This is a genomic window from Anaerolineaceae bacterium oral taxon 439 (genome assembly GCA_001717545.1).
GTDB lineage: Bacteria > Chloroflexota > Anaerolineae > Anaerolineales > Anaerolineaceae > Flexilinea.
Genome location: CP017039.1, coordinates 315712 through 334276 on the forward strand (window position 1 = coordinate 315712; position 18565 = coordinate 334276).

An 18565-nucleotide genomic window follows, 5' to 3' on the forward strand; every position below is an offset into this window, starting at 1 on the left:
TACGGGTCCCGGTGGTTGGGGCCCGACAGGAAGAAAAGAGATTTGAATGACAGAACGAAAAGACCAAAACGTAATTCATACCGAACACCTCTGCAAATATTATGCGTTGGGGGACGTTGAGGTACGGGCGCTTCACGATATTTCGATTGATATCAACTACGGCGAATTCGCCGCAATCATGGGTCCTTCCGGATCGGGAAAGTCGACGTTGATGAATATTCTGGGCTGTTTGGATCGACCGACGTCGGGGAGCTATCTTCTCGACGGAACGGAAGTTTCCGAAATCAGCGATAACCGCCTCGCGGAAATCCGCAACCGTAAAATCGGTTTCGTTTTCCAGAGCTTCAACCTGCTGCCGCGGATTTCGGCGTTGGAAAACGTCATGCTGCCGCTGCTGTACTCGAAAAATAAATCGAGAGCGCGCGACCGCGCCCTCGAAGCGCTTGAACAGGTTGGCCTCGCGAAGCGCTCGAAGCATAAGCCGAAGGAGCTTTCCGGCGGTCAGCAGCAGCGCGTCGCGATCGCGCGCGCGCTCGTCAACGATCCGGAGATTATCATGGCGGACGAACCGACCGGAAACCTTGATTCGAAATCCGGAAAAGAAATCATGCAGCTGCTGATCCGGCTGAATAAGGAAAACGGGAAGACGGTCCTGATGGTGACGCATGATCCCAAGATCGGCGCGGTTGTCCCGCGCGTGATTTCCGTGTTTGACGGGATGCTCGGGTCGCAGGAGGAGCAGGAAATCCTTCAGTCCTGGCGCCAGATCGATTATAGTCAGGCGACCGAGGAAGAACGGGCGGCTGTTCGCGAAATGATCGCGGAAAAAGCCCGCGCAAAGGCCGAATTTAACACGGCGAACGGGATCGCTGAGTCTGAAGAAGACGTTCACGCGGGAAACGCGTCCGCCGCGGAGGCGATCGCCGAGGCGTTCGGAAACGGCGCGGCGGAAAAGGAAGCGAAGTAGGGAGGCCGGGAAACGATCCGGGACAAGGCGAGATGGGATTGCGGCGCCTGATATCCGAGGCTTTTCAGACCCTTCGGTCGAATAAGGGCCGTTCATTTTTGACGTTGATCGGAATCGTTATCGGGATCAGCTCGGTTATTACGATTATTTCCGTTGGGCTCGGCGTCCAGGCGTATATCGACATGGAAACGTCGTCTCTCGGCGCGAACGTGGTCATGATCCGGGCGGGGAATTTCGTCGGCAGCGAAGACGGATATTCCCTGATTTCCCGCGGCGATCTGAACGAAATCTGCGGCTTGCCTTATGTTATCGACTGTACGCCGGTCGTTGAAGCGATTAAGGTCGCGGGCGGCGCCGGGGACCGCTCGGTCAGCCTCATTCTCTACGGGTACAGCGAGTCCGGTATCGATCTGGCCGGGAACGAGCTCGTTCATGGACGCGGCTATACAAAGGAAGAGATCCTTGACGCGTCGCCGGTTATCGTCACCTGGCAGCCGGTCGCGGAACGGCTCTTCCCCGGCGTTTCGAACGGGGCGATCGGCGAAAAAATCCTGATCGATAACGTTTCGTACGAAATTATCGGCGAGTATGCCGAACGCGGCTTCGGTCAGGCGGTTACGGCGCAGTTCAGTTTCGCGTCCGTTCCGTATACCGCGATGCAGCTCCGGCACCTCGACGCAGACCGGAACCATTATGCCAGGATGATGGCGTTTGTCGATTTATCCGCTAAGCCGATCGGCGAGGCGATGGACGAAATTGAGACCCTGCTCCGCCGGCGTCATCAGATTACCGGGAGCGAGCGATCCGATTTCATGATCACGACGTCAACTGAGATGCTTGGCATGATTGAAACGGTGACGAAGACGTTCGTGATCTTCCTCTCCGGGGCCGCGGGAATTTCGCTTCTTGTCGCCGGGATCGGGATCATGAATATCATGCTGGTTACGGTTACCGAGCGGACCCGGGAAATCGGGCTGCGAAAAGCCGTCGGCGGGACGAACTTCGATATCCTGACGCAGTTCCTTTTTGAGGCCGCCGTGCTGTCGATGGTGGGCGGGCTGATTGGAATCGCGCTGGGGCTGGGAGCGTCGTTCTGCCTCGAAGCGGTATTCCGTTCGCTGGGGAACGGGTTTGAAATGATCCGTGCTCAGGTGGATGTCGGGGTGGTCGGGCTGACCGTCCTGTTTGCCGGGACCTTTGGAGTGGTATTCGGTTTCGCGCCGGCGCGGAGAGCGGCAAAGATGGAACCGGTTCTGGCGCTGCGTTCGGAATAACCCGGTGGAACGCAGGATGGAACAGAAAAGGGAAAGTATTGGATGAATATAAAGTTTTTACTCTTGGAAGCGTTAAGAAACTTACGGGCGAATAAGGGCCGTTCGTTGTTAACGATTTTGGGGATTCTGATTGGCGTCAGTTCAGTTATTATGATGACTGGAATTGGGTTAGGCGTTCGCCGTGCATTAAACAGCCAGCTTTCAGATCTGGGAACCGACGAGATTTATATCTACGAAGGATATTATTCGAGCGAAGGAATGAGCGCGTTCGCCCGGTTGACGAAGGGCGATTACGACGCGATCTGCTCGCTGCCGATTATAAAAGACTGCAGCCCTGAAATCGGCAACAGCTATCCGGTCGTCGGCGAAGGGGGCACCAGCGCGACGGCGAACCTGTCCGGGTATAGCGAGGCATATTATCGAAACGAAACGCTGAAGCTCGCTTCCGGGCGGAATTTTACGAAATCTGAAGTCGAAGGCGCCGCCATGGTTGTTCTGCCCGACGAAAACGCGGTCATGCGTCTTTTTCCGAACGATACACCTGAAACGGTTATCGGGAAGAAAATCAAGATTCGGGATCTGAATTTTGAAATTATCGGTGTTCTAAAGAATTCGAGTACGACGATTTCTTATGGGAATATGATCATGGCGTCGGTCCCGTATACGGCGATGACGCTTCGGTTAAGCCCGGACCGACGGATCAATATCGCCTCGATGATCGCGTTTATCGATCCGGAGAAAACGACCGCGGCTGAGGCGACGACCGTGATTACCGCGCTCCTTCGCGAACGGCATTCGCTTTCCGAGACCGATTCAGACGATTTTACGATCCAGCAGGCGCAGGAATATATCGAATCGACCGATCGGATTTCAAAGTCGTTCGTGATCTTTCTCGGCGGCGTTGCGGCGATTTCGCTCCTTGTCGGCGGGATCGGGATCATGAATATCATGCTCGTCGTTGTCTCGGAACGGACCCGCGAAATCGGGCTTCGGAAAGCGATCGGGGCGAAGAAAGCCGATATCCTGACGCAGTTTCTTTTTGAATCTGCGATCTTATCTCTTTTCGGCGGATTTGTCGGGATTTTCTTCGGTGTCCTGACGTCGGAAATTCTTGCGGTCCTGCTGCGCTCGTCGGGACAGGGTTTTGATGATTTTTCGGTGGTGATCAGCGCGCCGATCCTGTTCGGAGCGCTGCTGTTTTCGGCGATGTTCGGGCTGTTTTTCGGATTTTATCCGGCGAACCGTGCCGCGGAGCTTCAGCCGGTCACCGCGCTTCGATCGGAATAAAAAAATACCGGCGTTCCGCTTCTTCGCCGTTAGCCTGGAGAAGGATCATCTGGAACGCTTGAAAGGAAAGAACTTATGAATTTACTCGCGTCTATACGGGAATCCCTGCGGAGCCTGCGCGCGAATCGGATGCGTTCCGGGCTGACGATGCTGGGGATCTTTATTGGAATCGGCGCGGTAATCGCGATGTCTTCGGTGGGTTTCGGCGTTCAGAAAAGTATGACGTCGGAATTCGAAGCGCTGGGCTCGGATAAGCTTGAAATCTTTTCGGGAAGCGTGACGCAAAATGTCCGCAACCAGAAACAATTATCAGCGAGCGACGTTGAAGCGATCAGGAAGGTCCCCTTCGTCGCCGCGGTTTCGTCGACGCTTCAGCTCGGAAACGCGACGGTCTCCCGCGAAGATATTTCGAGCGCATCGCCCGTGACCGGCGTCGACGCCGGTTACTTCGAGACTCAGGGCGCTTCGTTCGCCGCCGGCCGCGGCTTTTCCGAAAAAGAGTCCGCAAGCGGCGCGTTCGTCGCGGTCATTGGGAGCGATATTCGAAAGCGCTTCTTCAGCGACGAAACGGAGGCGGCGATTGGGCGATCTATCCGGATTAATAATCAGGTGTATACGGTCGTGGGCGTCTTGAATCCAAAGAACAGCGGTATGGGCGGGTCGCTGAACCGCGCCGTTCTCGTTCCGATGGGGACGATGGAAAACCGGCTCCTTCCCGCGCAGCGGGGAAAGCGGCAGACGATCGGCGTCAAGGTCAGGACGAACCTGATTTCGATTACAGCGGCTGAAAAGGAAATCAAGGATGTCCTGCGCGAGCAGCACGGGATCGAAGCGAATGGCGCCGACGATTTTTCGATCATGAATATCGGAACGTATCTTGAAACGTTCAATCAGGTTTTCACGGTTTTCGTCCTCTTCATGAGCGCGGTTTCCGGGATTTCGCTCGTCGTTGGCGGAATCGGAATTATGAATATTATGCTCGTGACCGTTACGGAACGGACGAAAGAAATCGGGCTTCGAAAAGCGATCGGCGCGAACAGCGGCAACATTCGCATGCAGTTCCTGATCGAATCGGCGGTGCTCTCGCTCGTCGGCGGTATTTTGGGTATTTTATTCGGTATCGCGTTGGCGTATCTGATTGGGTTTATCGCGAGCTCGATGGGCTATCCGATCGACCCGGTGATCAATCCGATGATGATCCTGAGCGCATGCGGTTTTTCGATTATGATTGGTATATTTTTCGGGGTTTATCCGGCGGGCCGGGCCGCGGCGCTCCAGCCGGTCATCGCGCTCAGGACGGAGTGAAGCGGAAGGGCGCGTATGGAAAGGATTGGGATGAAAAAAAAGATTGAGAACGATTGGGAGCGAATCGGAACGAAGCTTCTGGGAGGCGTTGTTGCCGTCTTGCTGACGCTGATGCTTGGATTGGCCGCGGGCTGCGCCCCGTCGGGGGCGTCAGCGCCGGACGCCGGCATGATGGATGAATCAGCCTCAGAGGTGTACACCGTTCAAACCGGGACGCTTAAGAAGTCGATTGAATTCCTTGGAAATATCGAGTACGAGCAGGCGGCGAAATTAAAATGGGAAACGGGCGGCGTGATCGGCGCCGTGAACGTCAGCGTCGGGGACCGGGTCAAAAAGGGCGATATCCTGGCGGAGCTGACGACGGATTCGCTGTCGACGGCGGTCCTGAACGCGGAAAAGGAACTGGTGTCCGCGATGGACGCCGCCGCGGACGTCATGGTTTCCGAGGTCAAAAAATATCAGGCGCTGGCGACGCTGGCTTTCGACGAGGTCTCGCTGAAGGCGACGAAGGCGGCGCAGGAAAAGCTCTATTATCCGCGGGGAACGTCGCAGGATCTGGAGATGGCTTACGATTCGCTTCAGTTGGCCGAAAAGAATTTCGGCTACGCTAAGCAGGATTTCATGAACGTTTTGGATAACTATAAAAGCTGGGGCGAGGACGAAACGCGCGCGACGTATTTCGAATCGTATCAGCAGAATTATCAATCGCTTCAGAGCGCTTATGCGAAGTGGAAATACCTGCGTCAGGCTCCGGAAGCGGTCGAGTTAGCGTTTGCTCAGGGAGCGGTTGCCAACGCGCAGCGGATTTATGACGAAGTCCTGAAGGAATTCAATTCATACAGCTCGATTCCGCGGGCAAAGGACCTGAAGAGCGCGAATTCCGCCGTCGATCTCGCTGAAAATACGTATGGACAGCGGTATATTACCGCTCCGTTCGACGGGTTGGTCGCGAGCGTCAGCGCTGAAGTCGATCAGGTCGTCGCCAAGGATACCGACGCGATACAGCTTGTCGACGATTCTGCGTATTACCTCGAGGTTCAGGTCAACGAGGTCGATCGCGATAAGGTTGCCGTAGGTCAGCCAGTCGCGATCCGGATCGACGTTCTTCCCGGACGTACTTACGCGGGAAAGATTATTAAGATGGATAACGCCGCCGTCGTTTCGAATTCTGGAATTAAATTCGCCGCGCTGATGAAGCTTGACACGCTGGATCCGGAGATCAAGGCGGGAATGTCGGCGTCGGTCGAGTTCCCGACGGCGACGATTGAGGACGTCCTGCTGGTCCCGGTCAGCGCGATTACGACGAAGAATGGCGTTCGGACGGTTCAGCGGATTACGGCGAATGGGACGGAACCGGTCGAGATTACGATTGGACGTGTCAATACGTTTGCCGCTGAGGTTACCGGCGGCGGGCTGCGGCCTGGGGACCGGCTGTCGGTTCCGTCGATCGATCCGCGCTTTTACGAAGTCAGCGGGATCGCCGCTCCCGAAGCGTCGGTTCAAAAATAGAACTGCAAGTTTTCGCGCGGAGCCATTCAGGCGGTGCCGCGCGGATAAAATACGAGGAAGATAAAGATGGATCGTAATATTCAGGTTGAGAAGAAGAACCGGGTTCCCGGCTGCGTGATTGCTTTGCTTATTTTGTTGATTCTGATCGCCGGCGGGATTTTATATGTATTGAAGAGTGGGATGGTTTCTCAGGGGCCCTCTCCTGACATGCTGGGATCGTTGATGGGATCGTCGACGACGACGGTGGCGCATGGAAATCTGACCGCCGCGATTGACGAGGCGTCGGGAACTGTCCGTTCTAATCGCAGTATTACACTGAAATGGAAAACGACCGGAACGGTTTCGGCGATTCACGCCGCGATCGGCGACCGGGTCAAAAAGGACGAGGTTTTAGCGGAACTGAGCCCGGATACGCTTCCGGTTTCGGTTCTGTCGGCGTCCGTTGAGCTGGCTCAGGCTCAGGAAGATTATGCGAAGCTTGAAAATACGGCGGAACGGATCGCGAAAGCGCTGAGCGAGCTCGTCACAGCCCAGAAAGCGGTTGACGACGCGAAGCAGGCAGTCGCGGACCTGGACCCGAATCTGGCGTCGTCGGATGCGGTCCGAATTGCGTATGAGAACTACCAGAAGGCGCAGGCGCAATTCGACGCGTCGAAGGACAAATTTGAAGAGGTTCGCTCCGCCGATCCCGATAACGACGCGCGGAAAAAGCGAATCGGCGACGTCGTCGGCTATCGGAACGCGCGCGATAACGCGCTCGCGGAATACCGGCGTTACCTGAACGGCGGAGACGCGCTTGAACGCGAGATCCGCGAAGCTGCGCTGCAGCTGGCGGAGGCGACGCTCATCGAAAAACAGCAGGCATACGAAGACGCTAAAGCCGGCCCGACCCAAGCCGAGTTAGCGGCGGCGCAGGCGAAAATTTCCGCAGCTCAAACGACGATCGATTATGCGAAGCTGATCGCGCCGTTCGACGGCGTAATTACGAAGCTTGACGCGAAGGTTAATGAGACGATCACCTCTGATCAGGTTGACGTAACGACCGCGGCTCAGATCGACGATTTGTCGCAGCTCTTTGTCGATATTGCGGTATCGGAATTGGAAATATCGCAGGTGAAAGTGGGTCAGGAAGCGACCGTCCAGTTCATTTCGATTCCGGGCCGCGTTTATCATGGCGTCGTGTCTTCGGTCGCGGATACCGGGAAAACGGATACGAATAATAACTCGGTAAGCTTTACCGTCACGATCCGGCTGACGGACGCGGACGCCGCGGTCGTTCCGGGATTAACGGCGGATATTCAAATTCCGATTGCAAGCGCGACGGACGTGAATTACCTGCCGATTCAGGCGGTGTACATGGAAGATGGGCAGGCGTATGTGAATCGGATCGAAGCCGACGGCTCGACGACGAAGATTCCTGTCGAATTGGGCGTTATGAGCGGCTTGCATGTCGAAGTGAAGTCTGACGAGCTCTCCGAGGGACAGGAGGTCGAGACGTTTGATAAAAGCGGCTCGGACGATATGAATAGCATGCCGCAGATCATGTTTTTCTGACGCGGGTCGGAATTCTGGCTTTATGGCTGCCTCATGCGGTCCACGTGAATCGCTGGGGCGGCTTTTTTTATGAACATCCTGATTTCAGATTGTAGGGATGAATTTGGAATGTGTGCTGGCTGCGCACTGAAAGCAGGACGGGCTTTGGTAAAATGATAGCAGGGGCGCTACGGAGGCCGATCCGTAAGGGCCTGAGTTAAAAAAGCAGAAGGTAAAGTCTCATGAAATTTTGGCGGGAAAGTTTCCCTGCTTTTCGATCCCGCGGTTTTCAGGGAAAGCGGTTCTTATTGTGAGAAAGGTGGTAAAAATTTGTATCAGAGTTCACGCTTATTACTCGAAAGACGAATCGCGCTCCTTTATGGGGCGGAGTCGCTCCCAATGGCGGCGCTCGATTTGGTCATGAAAGAGATGTGCGCGATTCGTGGATTTCGGCGGTTCGATGGAAGCGATTTTTATATGCATTGCGTCGACGTCGCTAACTTTTTAATCTCATACGGGATTACGGATCGGGACGCGATCGTTGGCGCGCTGCTTCATGACATGATCGAGGACGTCCCCGGCTATACTGAGGAAGGTCTGGCGGTTCTCTTCGGTGAGAAACCGGCGCGCTATGTGTCGCTGGTCAGTAAGAAACCGGACTGCGATTATCACGACCCTGCCGTTCTTACCGGGTATTTGGACGAAATATCCGCGGACGTTTACGCTGCCGCGATTAAGACTGCCGATCGGATGCATAACATGTCGACGCTTTTTGAAGCCGGGATCGAGAAACGCTATCGGAAGGCGATCGAGACAGAAACGTACTTCATTCCGTTCTTTAAACAGTGCAGAAAGCGATACCCGCGATACGAAAGTCTTTTTCAGGCGGCGAAAACGCATATCCAGCCGCTGATTTTCGAGATCAAGTCGCATTACGCGGATTATTGTGAATTGAGCCGGCTGCGAGAGAGGAATGAGGCGGATCAGTGTGCTGATTTATAGAAGGCGTACTGATTGGTTGAAATCCTGTTCACTGCGGAAATGATTTTAGCTGCCGCTAAAATAGCGCAGCGTCAGATTTTATCCACATCTGACGCTGCGCTCTGTTTTTATTGGATCGGGGCGTTTACGCTTTCGGATCCATAGACATGGGTTCTATCCCGGCGCGCTTTGATATAATCATCCGCAGTTGAGACATCCTGCATGAAACGAGGAAATATGCCATGCGAATCTTAATCAGCGCGGACATGGAAGGGATCAGCGGCGTCTGCCGCTGGGAGCAGGTCGCGCCCGGCAGTCCCGAGTATCCAATGTATCAGAAGCTTATGACCGCGGAGGTTAACGCCGCGATCCGCGGCGCGTTCTCCGGCGGGGCGTCGGAGGTCATCGTTCATGACGGGCATCACCGCGGTCAGAATCTCCTCCCCGACGCGCTCGACGCCCGCGCCGAACTCAGCCGTGGGACGAGCTCGCCGTTTTGCATGATGACCGGGATCGAGACGGGCGTCGACGCCGTTTTCACCGTCGGTTACCACGCGAAATCCGGGAGCGCGCCGGCGATCCTGGCGCATTCGATGGACGATCATATCCTGTCGTATAAGGTTAATGGACTCGAGGTCGGCGAATTCGGGCTGAGCGCGATTCTCGCGGGCTGGTTCGAGGCGCCGGTTCTTTTCGGGAGCGGCGACCAGGCGTTCGCCGCCGAGGCAGGCGAGTTGGTTCCGGGAATCGAGATCGCGATGGTCAAGCTCGCGACCGGTTATTATTCCGGGATCTGCTTCGCGCCGGAGAAGAATCAGGCCGCGATCGAAGCCGGCGCGAAGGCGGCGGTCGAGCGCTTTTCCGCCGGAAACGGGCCGAAGCCGTTTCAGGTCAGCGTTCCGGCGACGCTCGAGGTCAGCTACGCCGAACCGTTTTCTGCCGAAAAGGCGGCGGAGCTCCCGTTCGTAAAACGCGAAAGCGGACGGACCGTCTCGGTTTTCTGCCGGACGGTCATGGAAATATATCGTTACGCGGACATGATGGCGTCGTTTAAGGGATAAGCCCGGCCGTCTCCGGAAAATCAGTAATCATGAGAACGATTTCAAAACCGCGCGGAAACGCGAAGGATCGCGTATTTATCTATCGGGCGATTTGGATCACCTTTTCAGGGAACCTGATTCTCGCCGGGCTTAAATTCTATCTTTCGCGGCTGTCGCCTTCTTCGGCGCTGTACTCGGACGCGCTGAACTCGATTTCGGACGTTATTTATTCGCTGATGATCATTTTGGGTTTGATCCTGGCGATCCGTCCGCCCGACATCGATCATCCGCAGGGCCATACCCGTTTTGAACCGCTGCTCGCGATTGTAATCAGCCTGTCGATGGGCTGGGCGGGGATCGGGGCGTTTCTTAACGCGATCGAGAAGATCCGTGACGGGGTCGAGCCGTTCGCGATTGCGCTGCCGATCGCGGCGCTGGCGTTTTCCGCGGCGATCAAGGGTGTGATGTACCTGCTCATTAAGCGGATTGCCGATCAGGTTCAAAGCGCGACGCTGAAGGCGAGCGCGGCGGATAATCTCGCGGATACGGTGACGTCGTTTACCGCGGCGGTCGGGATCGTTTTAAGCCGGGTTGGATTTCCGATGGCGGATCCGATCGCGGCGATTCTGGTCGCGCTCTGGATTTTCCGGGCGGTGATCGGCCTGTTGAACGAGAATCTGGGTTTTCTGACCGGGGCCGGGATCGAGGAGGAGGAACGAGCGGCGATTTATGATGCCGCTAGAAGCGTTCCCGGCGTCCTCGACGTGCATCAGATTATCGGCGAGCATGTCGGTTCCCGGCATGTTATCGATATCCATATCAACGCTGACGGGGAGATGAAGCTTTGCGATGTGCATGAGATGATCAGCGAGGTTGAACGGCGGGTGTATGCGCTGAGTAAGGATATCGAACGGGTTTATATCCATGTCGAGCCGCCGGGGTATGATTAATGGTTTCCTATTCGCTGAAATCCGCGCGTATCCGAGCCGACGCGCGATCATTTCTTTTATAATTACCCCCATGAAAGCAGTTATCCAACGTGTATCGCATGCGTCCGTCAGCGTCGGCGGAGCGCTTCTATCCAGGATCGACGCAGGCCTGCTGATCCTGTTGGGGATCCGCAAGGGAGACAGCGCCGAGCAGGTTTCAGCGATGGCGCGGAAGATTGCCGCATTGCGGATTTTTACCGACGCGGAAGGGAAAATGAACTTATCGGTTCTCGATATCGCTGGCGCGGCGCTCGTCGTGTCGCAGTTTACCCTCTGCGCCAATACCCGGAAGGGGAACCGTCCCTCGTTCGTCGAGGCTGAAAAACCGGAGCGGGCGGAAGGCCTGGTGAACGATTTCGCGGACGAGCTTCGCCGGCTCGGCGTCCCGACGCAGACCGGGAAATTCGGCGCGTCGATGCAGGTTGAGCTGCTGAACGACGGTCCGGTAACGATTGTTTTGGAAAGCTAAGGCTCTCCGCCCGTAAGACAGGTTCCTATGGCGGTTTCAGAAAAAATCGCGAATATTCTGGCGACGCTCCCCGATCGTCCGGGCTGCTACCTGATGAAGGACCGGGAGGACCAGCTCCTCTACGTCGGAAAAGCGGTCAATCTTAAAAACCGCGTCCGCTCTTATTTTCATTCTCCAGGGCAGCAGACGCAGAAAACGCGGCGCATGGTCAGCCTCATCGATCATATCGAATGGATCGTCGTCGATTCGGAGCTCGAGGCGCTGATCCTCGAAATGAACCTGATTAAGAAGAACCGCCCGCCGTTCAACGTTCAGCTTAAAGACGATAAACGCTACCCGTATATTAAGATTTCGTTTCAGGACCCGTATCCGAAAATCAGCGTGACACGCCAGCTCGAATCCGACGGCGCGCGCTACTTCGGCCCGTATACTTCGGTTTGGGCGGTCAATCAGACGCTCGACCTGCTGCGGCGGATTTTCCCGTATCATACCTGCGATCGCGATCTGACCGGCGCGGATCAGCGCGCCTGCCTGTACTACGATATCAAGCTCTGTCCCGCCCCCTGTACCGGGAAGATCAGCCGTGACGATTACCGCGCGTCGATGGAGAATATCGCGTCGTTCCTGTCCGGCGATACCGACGAAATCATCGATTCGTTGACGGCGAAGATGAACGATGACGCGGAGGCGCTTCGTTACGAAGCGGCGGCGATTCGCAGGGATCAGATTCGCGCGATCGAGCGCGTCGTCGAGCGCCAGCGGATCGTGACGACCGATGAGCTGAATTCGGACGTGCTCGCCATGGCGCGGATCGAGAACGAAGCCTGCGTTCAGGTTTTCTTTATCCGAAAGGGGAAGCTCATCGGTCAGGACTATTTCATCATGAACGAAACCGAGGACGAGAACGACGAAGAAATCCTTTCCGGCTTTATTAAGCAGTTCTACTCGAAATCGGTAAACGTTCCCGACAGGATGTACCTGCCGATCGAGATTGAAGAACGGCGGATTATTCAGCAATGGCTTCGGCAGGATCGGCGCAATCCGAAGGTTCAGCTCCAGGTCCCGAAAAGCGGGAACCCGAAAGAGCTCGTCAGCATGGCGACCGAGAACGCGATCGAGACGCTGCGCGCGCTGAAGACGCAGTGGGCCAACGATACCCATAAGCAGAGTCAGTCTCTTGCGGAGTTGGAAACCGCGCTGGAGCTTCCGCGGACCCCGAATCGGATCGAATGCTACGATATTTCGAATACGCAGGGGACGCTCTCGGTCGGATCGATGGTCGTTTTTGAGCAGGGTATTCCGCGCAAGGCCCATTACCGGCGTTTTAATATCAAAACGGTCGAAGGACCGAATGACTTCGAATCGATGACAGAGGTGCTGACGAGGCGGCTGAAACGCTGGCAGTCGGCTCAGGAAAAGGATAACAGGACCGGCGGGAGGATCGACGAATCGTTCGCGCTCCTTCCCGACCTGATTATCATGGACGGCGGTAAGGGACAGCTCGGACGCGCGGTCGAGGTCCTCCGTGAGTTCGACCTCTTCGGGCGGATTTCCGTCGTCGGACTGGCGAAGCGGGAGGAAGAACTTTTCCGTCCGTTCGAATCGGATCCGATCCTGCTTCCGCGCCGATCGGAGGGGCTTTACCTCGTTCAGCGGGTTCGAGACGAGGCCCATCGCTTCGCAATCACAGCGCATCGCAACCGCCGGACCAGATCCGGACTGACGTCCGAATTGGAGAAAATTCCCGGAATCGGCCCGGTCAAGCGCAAGGCGCTGATGAAAAAGTTCGGATCGACCGAGGGAATCGCCAAAGCGACTGCCTTTGAGCTGACGCGTGTCTCCGGAATTACGCAGTCGAACGCTGACGCGATCCGCGCCTATTTCGGTGGGGAGTAGGGCGAAACAAACAGGGAAGGTTCCGCGCGGGATTTCCTTACGGGCTCAGGAAAGCTCTGGGAGCCCGGCGCCGTTGATTATCGCCTCCCGCCTCGGTCCGGCTGGAACCCCATCGTTTTCAGCACGGCCGGGTTATTCATCCAGTTCTTCGCCGTCTTCACCCGCAGCTCCAGGTACGCCTTCCGATCGAGAAGCTTCTCGATCTCGACGCGCGCGTCGGTCCCGATTTTTTTCAACATCGATCCGTTCCGACCGATGACGATGCTTTTATGCGCTTCGCGGTCGAGGAGGAGCGTCGCCTGAATGTACGACTGCGTATCGCTTCGGTCGACAAATTCGTCGATCCGGACGCCGATCGAATGTGGGATTTCTTCGTCAAGGTTCATCAGCAGCGCTTCGCGGATCAGGTCGCGGACGATCTCGCGCTCGTACAGGTCGGTGATCTGGTCCGGGTCGAAGAAGCGCGGACCTTCCGGGAGCCGTTCGATCAGCGTTTTCAGCAGTTCGGCGCAGCCCATGCCGGTTTGCGCTGAAATCTCAATAAACGACGCGCCGGGAAGCGCGCTTCGGAAGTCCGCGCCGGGATTCTCGCGGCTCTTCCCGCGGAGGAGGTCGATTTTATTCAGCGCGACGATAACGCTCCCGGACAGGTTCAATTTTCGAAACGTTTCCGCGATCGCCGTGTCGTCGGCGCTGATCCGTTCGGACGCGTCGACGATCCAGAGGATCCAGTCCGCGTCGGTAAACGTCCCTTTGGCCGCGTCGTTCATGATCTCGCCCAGCTTATTCTTCGCGCGGTGGATTCCCGGCGTGTCGATCAGGATCAGCTGCGCGCTGTCGGTCGTGATAATACTGAGCTGGTTCCGCTGCGTCGTCTGAGGACGGGGGGAGACGGCGGCGATTTTCTGGCCTAAAAGGCGGTTCGTCAGCGTCGATTTCCCGACGTTCGGTCGGCCGACGACGGCGACGTAGCCCGATTTAAACGGCTCCGCCGCGTGGGGGATCTCATCGTTCGAATTCAGCAGCGTTTCGGTCATCTGGATTCTCCTTCGGTTCGGACGGGCGCGCCTCGATGGGCGCTGTCCATGCCATTTTCTCTTTTTTTGCGTGCGGATAGCGTTTAATTTCGATTTCGCGCCGGAGCGCGTCGGTCTTCGAGGCGACTTCTTCTAAATAAACGAGCTCCACCGGCCGGTGCGTCCGCGTGTAGGCTCCGCCGGCGCCGCTGTTATGCTGCCTGACGCGGCGAACAGGATCCCCCGTCCAGCCGGTATAAAAGCTTCCGTCAGCGCAGCGGACCATATAGCAGTAATAGCGCTTCGCCGGCCGCGGGGCCTCGGACGCGCCGCCCTCGCTCAATTCTTTTTTTTTCCGGACAGGAGGCCGCCTAAAAAGAACTGGCTCAGCGTTTCGCTCATCGAAGTCCGTTCCGGTTTGACCTCCGCTTCGGAGCGCCAGGCGGCTTTTTCATACTGCTCGATCCAGGTCCGGCGGTTGGCGCTCGTCTCGTCAAAAAACCGGCTCAGCCTTTCCGCGTCTTCGTCTCGGAGCGCGTCGCGGAGCTCCTTCATCGCCGCGGTCGCCTCATGAATCGCCAGCAGCGCGTTTTCCCGGTTCGCCAGTAGTTCCAGCGCGCGGTTCAGTCCCGTCTCGTCCTGGTTCCCGATCCCGCTCAGCGCATGGAACGGTTTCCCGCCGAGCTTGCGTTGGTCGCTCCAGCCCTGACCGCGGAAAGCGGCGGCTGAAAACGCGGCCGCGGCGATTTTCGGCGCAAGCTCTGACCGCGCCGTCAGCGCGTCGATTTCCGCCGGCGCGAAAAACGCGCTATGCGCCCCTAACAGGATCGCGAAGTCTTGTGCTAAATGCAAAAGCTCCGGATCGGTCGTTTCCGTCGCCGCGATCGTCAGCGTCCCGTCCTTGAACAGGTCTTCGCGCGCGCTGCGCCAGCCTTCCTGCGCCTCGGCAAGCCGCGCCGGGCTCAAGGCCGCGTGCAGACCGACGAACTGATCCGGGTTGGGGAGATATTTCCGCGCGAGCCGATTCGCCCGAACCTTATTCAGACTGAAATCGAGGATGCCGATATCTTCCGGCAGGTTCGGCGCGATCGCGTCCAATACCGGTTCCAGTTCGCCATCCGGAACGGCAATCACGATCAGATGAGCTTTTTTTACCGCGTCCGCGTAGGAATGCTCGATTTTGTCCACCGCGTCTACGCGTTTCGCGGCCTCCTCCGCGCTTTTACGGCTGTCGAGGCCAACACGAAAAATATCTTTTTTCTGATAGCGAAGCGCTAAACCGACGGAGGCGCCGATTTCGCCGAGTCCGATAAGTGTCAATTGAAGCTGCATATGCGCGGTTAAACTCCTGTCATGAAGCGAAAGAGGGAGGATACGATCGGGTTCAGGACCCGCGAAAACAAGTCGATTCGCAGGTACGGCAGCACGAGAATCAGGACGAGGAGCAGCTGCGGCCCGATCGCCTGAACCCGGGTCCAGCCGCCTCTGAATTTTTCAGGGACGAACGGATCGAGAACCTTTGACCCGTCGAGCGGGGCGAGCGGGATCAGGTTGAAAATCGCCAGACTGATATTGATGAACGTGAAATTCGCTAAGAAATAAGCGGGCCATCCGGAACTCGCCGCCGGAAGGCGCAGCCGGATGATCATCCCGGAGATCAGCGCCAGCAGGAGGTTTGAAAGCGGTCCCGCGATCGAAACGAGCGCCAGCCCGACGCGGCTGCGGCGGTTGACGATATCGGCGCGAACCGGAACCGGTTTCGCCCAACCGAACCCCACGAGCATCAGCATCAGCGTTCCGGCGATGTCCAGATGCGCCAGGGGGTTCAGCGTCAGCCGTCCGGCGTTTTTCGCCGTGTCGTCCCCGAGCGCGGTGGCGACGCGGGCGTGCGAATACTCGTGAACCGAGAACGCGACAACGAGCGTCAGCGCACGGACGATGTATAATGATAGTTGATCGAGACGTCCCATATCCTTCTGAATTATACCTGATCGCGATGGTCTTCTTTATCGGGAGATTCGACGTGCCGCGGCTCGGGATCGGCGGAACGGGACGGGCTTTTTGGAAAAATCGAATCGGGAGAGGGAGAAAAATGAACGAGTTTGTCAGGCTTCGGAAAGAAAAGCTGGCGGATGTCGTCGTTGGCAACTTGAAGAAGCATTTTTTCGATGCGTATAGCTGCGCGACAGCGGCGGAAGCCAGGGATCTGGCCATATCGCTGATTCCGGTGGGATCGACGATCGGCTGGGGCGGTTCGGCGACGATCGACGCAATCGGGATAAAAGACGCGCTCCGGGGCGGGAATTACCGTCTTTTTGACCGTGATCTGGCGAAGACGCCGGAGGAGCGCGTCAGGATCGTGCGTTCCGCGCTGACGGCGGACGTATTTTTGATGAGTTCGAACGCGGTTTCTGCGGACGGGCAGCTCGTCAATATTGACGCGAACGGCAACCGGGTTGCGGCGTTGGTCTACGGTCCGAAATCGGTGATTGTCGTCGTTGGAATGAACAAGGTGGAAGCGACGCTGGATTTAGCGATGGCGCGGGCGGAGACGGTCGCCGCGCCGATTAACGCCGGCCGCTTTCCCGGAAAGACCCCCTGCCGGGTCAGCGGCGCCTGCGGTCATTGCTTTTCAGCGGATTCGATCTGCGCTACGGTCGCGATTACTCGGCTTTCGAAGCCTGCGAACCGGATCAAGGTCATTCTCGTCAACGAGGATCTGGGCTTCTGAGTTGGGGCGGTCACGAATCCGTAGATCGAACGTTAATCCGAAAGGAAAGATATATTTTTAACTCTCGCGCTTATAAATCGGGCCCACGACGTCCCGGTTCCCCCAGATCAGGATCCAGCCGAGCGCGATCGTGATCAGCGAACAGCCCGTCACGCACCAGCGGTAATCGATCCGTTCGCCTATCCAGCCGGCGGAAACGGTCAGCGCAAGCGCGAATGCGTTGCTCAGGATGTTTTGCGCCGCGCTGATCCTCGCGCGCAGGTTATCGGGAAAAGCGGTTTGGACCGCCCTGCGGCGCATGGCGGCGCTGTTCATGCCTGAAAACCCGGCGATCGCCCGGTTGATCAGCATCGCGGGGTACGGGATCCATAGCAGAATTGTGTCCAGAAAATCGTAAATCTGATAAATCGTGAAGGCCGTCAAGAACCGGCGTTTTGCGGGGATTTAGCATCGTATTTGAACGAAGCTGCCGGCCGTCCGGCCGACGAATTCGGATACGTTGAAAAATGAATACATCGCGATCGAAAACCCGGACGCGGTTCAGGAAAAGGCGACGATGATTGGGGGCGGTTCCGTCGTTGATTCCGCTTGCGAACGAGACGTAACTGAGTGAAATTCCGCGTCCAGAGTTTCGAGTTCATCTGCTTCCTCCTTTGTTTCCGGTAAAGCGGATATCCTTGAATATTTGGGCCGCCGCGTATGAAGGATGATTCCGGGAAGGATAAAAATACGAACGGGGATCATTTCAATTTTCCAGCAGGTTTTTTCCGAGGATCCCGAAAATCCGGCGCGTTTCCGATTTTGACCTGACCTCGTTCGTGATCAGGAAGAAGCGTTTCCCGTCCGAAAAGCCCCAATCGTTGACGACGCCGGGGAGCCCGCCGGTTTTATGATAAAAGCCGTCCGGATCGGTTTCAAAATCGCGGAAGAACAGGTTATCGTCCTGACAATAACACATCAGCCGCCGGAGCTCGTTCCGGTCGTCTTCCGGGAGCGCGTCGATCGCGTCGTACCACTTTTCCAGATCCGCGCTGATCGTCCAATTGTCCCGCCCGGATCCACGGTCCGCCGGCTGCATCATTTTTCGTCCGAGGCGCGTATCGGTCAGTCCGAACGCCTCGCGCCAGACCTGATTCAGCCGCTCCATCCCGATTTTTTCGATCACGACGTTGGTACAGAGATTATCGGACGTCGCCAGCATGTGCAGCAGCGCGTCGGCGTACGGGAACGATCGGACCGTCAGGGCGCAGGCGAACCCCGCGCCCTCGACGCGCGCCTCCCGGTCGAGCTCCGCGATTTTGCGGCGGTCGAGCGCGCCGCCGCGTTCGAGGACGAACCAGCTCAGCGCGATCGGAACTTTAATGATCGACGCGGTCCGGAAGCGGAAATCGGGACCGCGGTTGGAAAACCGGATAGGTTCGCCGTCCCGTTCTCGATAATAAAATGTGTACGCGCCGTCGAGCTGGTCGAGCTGCGTCCGGATCGCGGCGCTGAGCGTCTCGTTTTGCATGTGTTCCCCTTTCGAAAATCATGGTTTGTTCCTAAAATTGTACTCAGGTTTTGTCGAT

Annotated in this window: 18 protein-coding genes; 12 read left to right on the forward strand and 6 right to left on the reverse strand. The window is 56.9% G+C overall.

What is annotated here, in order from left to right:
* Nucleotides 1-46 precede the first annotated feature (46 nt).
* The 11 genes from BEQ56_01535 (at nt 47) to BEQ56_01585 (ending at nt 13250) form a co-directional block, all read left to right on the forward strand.
* Nucleotides 47-967 (forward strand): hypothetical protein, encoded by a 921-nt coding sequence (locus tag BEQ56_01535; GenBank protein AOH42278.1) that lies wholly within the window; start codon nt 47-49, stop codon nt 965-967.
* Nucleotides 968-999: 32 nt separating this feature from the next.
* Nucleotides 1000-2241: a hypothetical protein gene (locus BEQ56_01540; GenBank protein AOH42279.1), complete on the forward strand. Its 1242-nt coding sequence runs from the start codon at nt 1000-1002 to the stop codon at nt 2239-2241.
* Between the two features lie 42 nt (nt 2242-2283).
* Nucleotides 2284-3528, forward strand: a complete 1245-nt coding sequence (locus tag BEQ56_01545) for a hypothetical protein (protein AOH42280.1) — start codon at nt 2284-2286, stop codon at nt 3526-3528.
* Between the two features lie 75 nt (nt 3529-3603).
* Complete coding sequence (locus BEQ56_01550) at nt 3604-4833, forward strand: hypothetical protein (protein ID AOH42281.1); 1230 nt, start codon at nt 3604-3606, stop codon at nt 4831-4833.
* 15 nt (nt 4834-4848) lie between these two features.
* Nucleotides 4849-6342, forward strand: a complete 1494-nt coding sequence (locus BEQ56_01555; protein AOH42282.1) for a hypothetical protein — start codon at nt 4849-4851, stop codon at nt 6340-6342.
* A 66-nt stretch (nt 6343-6408) separates the two neighbouring features.
* Nucleotides 6409-7896 (forward strand): hypothetical protein, encoded by a 1488-nt coding sequence (locus tag BEQ56_01560; GenBank protein ID AOH42283.1) that lies wholly within the window; start codon nt 6409-6411, stop codon nt 7894-7896.
* A 309-nt stretch (nt 7897-8205) separates the two neighbouring features.
* Nucleotides 8206-8877, forward strand: a complete 672-nt coding sequence (locus BEQ56_01565; GenBank protein ID AOH42284.1) for a hypothetical protein — start codon at nt 8206-8208, stop codon at nt 8875-8877.
* A 221-nt stretch (nt 8878-9098) separates the two neighbouring features.
* Nucleotides 9099-9917, forward strand: a complete 819-nt coding sequence (locus BEQ56_01570) for a hypothetical protein (GenBank protein ID AOH42285.1) — start codon at nt 9099-9101, stop codon at nt 9915-9917.
* A 29-nt stretch (nt 9918-9946) separates the two neighbouring features.
* Entirely contained in the window at nt 9947-10846 is a 900-nt protein-coding gene (locus BEQ56_01575) for a hypothetical protein (protein AOH42286.1), read from the forward strand.
* Nucleotides 10847-10916: 70 nt separating this feature from the next.
* A complete protein-coding gene (locus BEQ56_01580; GenBank protein AOH44349.1) occupies nt 10917-11354 on the forward strand; it encodes a D-tyrosyl-tRNA(Tyr) deacylase in 438 nt (145 codons plus the stop codon).
* A 27-nt stretch (nt 11355-11381) separates the two neighbouring features.
* On the forward strand, nt 11382-13250 hold the full coding sequence (locus tag BEQ56_01585; protein AOH42287.1) for an excinuclease ABC subunit C: 1869 nt from the start codon (nt 11382-11384) through the stop codon (nt 13248-13250).
* A gap of 77 nt (nt 13251-13327) precedes the next feature.
* On the opposite strand, the gene BEQ56_01590 is transcribed toward BEQ56_01585, so the two are convergent.
* Genes BEQ56_01590 through BEQ56_01605 form a run of 4 tightly spaced genes read right to left on the reverse strand, consistent with a single transcriptional unit; the run spans nt 13328 to nt 16236 of the window.
* Complete coding sequence (locus BEQ56_01590; GenBank protein AOH42288.1) at nt 13328-14287, reverse strand: GTPase Era; 960 nt, start codon at nt 14285-14287, stop codon at nt 13328-13330.
* Nucleotides 14256-14552: a hypothetical protein gene (locus BEQ56_01595; GenBank protein AOH44350.1), complete on the reverse strand. Its 297-nt coding sequence runs from the start codon at nt 14550-14552 to the stop codon at nt 14256-14258. The genes BEQ56_01590 and BEQ56_01595 overlap by 32 nt, the downstream gene beginning before the upstream one ends.
* A gap of 53 nt (nt 14553-14605) precedes the next feature.
* On the reverse strand, nt 14606-15598 hold the full coding sequence (locus BEQ56_01600) for a hypothetical protein (GenBank protein ID AOH42289.1): 993 nt from the start codon (nt 15596-15598) through the stop codon (nt 14606-14608).
* An 8-nt stretch (nt 15599-15606) separates the two neighbouring features.
* Nucleotides 15607-16236 carry a hypothetical protein gene (locus BEQ56_01605; GenBank protein ID AOH42290.1) on the reverse strand — a complete coding sequence of 210 codons (630 nt, stop codon included), beginning with the start codon at nt 16234-16236 and terminating at the stop codon, nt 15607-15609.
* A gap of 122 nt (nt 16237-16358) precedes the next feature.
* Between BEQ56_01605 and BEQ56_01610 the strand changes: the two genes are divergently transcribed.
* Complete coding sequence (locus BEQ56_01610) at nt 16359-16997, forward strand: hypothetical protein (GenBank protein AOH44351.1); 639 nt, start codon at nt 16359-16361, stop codon at nt 16995-16997.
* A gap of 57 nt (nt 16998-17054) precedes the next feature.
* Here BEQ56_01610 and BEQ56_01615 read toward each other — a convergent pair whose 3' ends face one another.
* Together BEQ56_01615 and BEQ56_01620 are read right to left on the reverse strand one after the other, a co-directional pair.
* Entirely contained in the window at nt 17055-17420 is a 366-nt protein-coding gene (locus BEQ56_01615) for a hypothetical protein (GenBank protein ID AOH42291.1), read from the reverse strand.
* A 322-nt stretch (nt 17421-17742) separates the two neighbouring features.
* Nucleotides 17743-18507 carry a hypothetical protein gene (locus tag BEQ56_01620; GenBank protein ID AOH42292.1) on the reverse strand — a complete coding sequence of 255 codons (765 nt, stop codon included), beginning with the start codon at nt 18505-18507 and terminating at the stop codon, nt 17743-17745.
* Nucleotides 18508-18565: the final 58 nt, after the last annotated feature.

Excerpts from the sequence above, each read along its gene's own strand:
- BEQ56_01535 (AOH42278.1), top strand. The coding sequence starts at position 47 with ATGACAGAACGAAAAGACCAAAACGTAATTCATACCGAACACCTCTGC.
- BEQ56_01590 (AOH42288.1), bottom strand. The coding sequence starts at position 14,287 with ATGACCGAAACGCTGCTGAATTCGAACGATGAGATCCCCCACGCGGCG.
- BEQ56_01605 (AOH42290.1), bottom strand. The coding sequence starts at position 16,236 with ATGGGACGTCTCGATCAACTATCATTATACATCGTCCGTGCGCTGACG.
- BEQ56_01610 (AOH44351.1), top strand. The coding sequence starts at position 16,359 with ATGAACGAGTTTGTCAGGCTTCGGAAAGAAAAGCTGGCGGATGTCGTC.
- BEQ56_01540 (AOH42279.1), top strand. The coding sequence starts at position 1,000 with ATGGGATTGCGGCGCCTGATATCCGAGGCTTTTCAGACCCTTCGGTCG.
- BEQ56_01585 (AOH42287.1), top strand. The coding sequence starts at position 11,382 with ATGGCGGTTTCAGAAAAAATCGCGAATATTCTGGCGACGCTCCCCGAT.
- BEQ56_01555 (AOH42282.1), top strand. The coding sequence starts at position 4,849 with ATGGAAAGGATTGGGATGAAAAAAAAGATTGAGAACGATTGGGAGCGA.
- BEQ56_01600 (AOH42289.1), bottom strand. The coding sequence starts at position 15,598 with ATGCAGCTTCAATTGACACTTATCGGACTCGGCGAAATCGGCGCCTCC.
- BEQ56_01595 (AOH44350.1), bottom strand. The coding sequence starts at position 14,552 with ATGGTCCGCTGCGCTGACGGAAGCTTTTATACCGGCTGGACGGGGGAT.
- BEQ56_01550 (AOH42281.1), top strand. The coding sequence starts at position 3,604 with ATGAATTTACTCGCGTCTATACGGGAATCCCTGCGGAGCCTGCGCGCG.
- BEQ56_01620 (AOH42292.1), bottom strand. The coding sequence starts at position 18,507 with ATGCAAAACGAGACGCTCAGCGCCGCGATCCGGACGCAGCTCGACCAG.
- BEQ56_01575 (AOH42286.1), top strand. The coding sequence starts at position 9,947 with ATGAGAACGATTTCAAAACCGCGCGGAAACGCGAAGGATCGCGTATTT.
- BEQ56_01580 (AOH44349.1), top strand. The coding sequence starts at position 10,917 with ATGAAAGCAGTTATCCAACGTGTATCGCATGCGTCCGTCAGCGTCGGC.
- BEQ56_01570 (AOH42285.1), top strand. The coding sequence starts at position 9,099 with ATGCGAATCTTAATCAGCGCGGACATGGAAGGGATCAGCGGCGTCTGC.
- BEQ56_01545 (AOH42280.1), top strand. The coding sequence starts at position 2,284 with ATGAATATAAAGTTTTTACTCTTGGAAGCGTTAAGAAACTTACGGGCG.
- BEQ56_01560 (AOH42283.1), top strand. The coding sequence starts at position 6,409 with ATGGATCGTAATATTCAGGTTGAGAAGAAGAACCGGGTTCCCGGCTGC.